The sequence below is a fragment of the Desulfosporosinus burensis genome, assembly GCF_054657535.1.
The window spans coordinates 1-1,452 of sequence record NZ_BAAHYN010000043.1; the positions used below are offsets into that span (position 1 = coordinate 1).

2 protein-coding genes are annotated in these 1,452 nt (G+C 39.7%); both read left to right on the top strand.

What is annotated here, in order from left to right; all coding sequences use genetic code 11:
• The first annotated feature begins 1 nt into the window (after position 1).
• Positions 2-1,282 (top strand): IS91 family transposase, encoded by a 1,281-nt coding sequence (locus ACYQ3Q_RS28215; RefSeq protein WP_459931711.1) that lies wholly within the window; start codon positions 2-4, stop codon positions 1,280-1,282.
• The coding region (locus ACYQ3Q_RS28220; RefSeq protein WP_459931712.1) for a hypothetical protein at positions 1,272-1,452 on the top strand (181 nt) is incomplete at its 3' end. The genes ACYQ3Q_RS28215 and ACYQ3Q_RS28220, both read left to right, overlap by 11 nt.

Sequence of the window (1,452 nt, forward strand, 5' to 3'; positions counted from 1 at the left end):
GATTTTTTTTGACGACGAGAGACACTGGGATAGATTTGTCGAAAAGTACGGAGATCGTATAAGAGCAATTGTTATTAAAGAAGTCGAGAAATTCCGGAATTGTGGCAATCCCAAAAATGGGTTTAAGCTATTAGTTTGCGAAGGCTGCCATGATCTACGGATCGTTCCGTACCGTTGTAAAGGAAGATTTTGCACAACGTGTTCAAGTGGTGAAACTGAGGAATGGAGCCGAATGATGGCAGAAGACGTTCTTCAGGTAAATCATCGACATGTCGTGTTTACGATAGATGAAGGATTAAGAGAAATATTTCAGAGGCATCGACAGTTACTTAAACCTCTTATGGATGAGGCGGTCGGGATAATTCAAGAGTGGTTTAAGAAGAAATTTAAAATAACGCCAGGAATCATAGCGGGGCTACATACGTTTGGGGCTCAGATGAACTTTAATCCTCATGTTCATATGCTAGTAAGCATGGGCGGAATGAAGAAAAATGGGGAGTGGAAGGTATACGACTATATACCTTTTCCAATGTTGCGTAAACAATGGCAGACCGTAGTTTTGAAGCTAATTCGCAGCAATTTAAACGTTGCAGAAAAGAAGAAGATCCAACATCTTTTACAGAAAGCCTATTCAGCCAATGGAGAAGGCTTTTATGTTTATGCTCCGAAGCAAAAGGGAAATGTGAAAGTTCAATTAGGATATATCGGTCGTTATATTCGTCGACCCGCAATAGCGTTACATCGGATCGAGGCATATGACGGCCAATATGTAACCTATCGATATCATGACAAAAAAGATGGACAAGAGAAACGGGAGACACTAACAGTTGAAGAGTTTATAAAACGATTAATCGTACACATTCCGGATGAGCAATTTAAAACAATCCGTTATTATGGTGTGTATTCCCGAAGAATCAAAGCACGTTGTAAAAAACTAATCTCAGTCTGGCAAAAAGAAGTAAGACGATGGATCGTAAAGGTTAAAAAGATAGTAAAACGAAGAAAATGGGAGCAACGGATAAAAGAGCAGACAGGAAAAGATCCAATGGTATGTCCGCATTGTCAGTGTTATTATGAGTACAAGGGAGAAGTCTGCCTAAAAGATGGACAATTGGCAATAAAGTATGCAAGTGATGAGGTAGCAAGAGCTTGCCTGGAAAGGATGATTTACAATATCACCGGTATCAAAACAACGAAAACCCAACAAAAAGAAGAATTCACAAAACCAGAGAAGAATGCCGATCGAGAACAGTTCTGTCAATTACATTTGTTTGCAGTGTAATGAGCAAGAGAAAATACCGTTAGAAGTCGTAAGGAATTTTGATGCTATGGATGATGGTGATCCAACCGTTCCTCCGCAGTTTAACTGTGAGAAATGTGGAGGGGATATGTACCCAGAGTATTATAGGGGACTCCACGGTTATGAATACAAAATTTCGGATATCCAAGAAC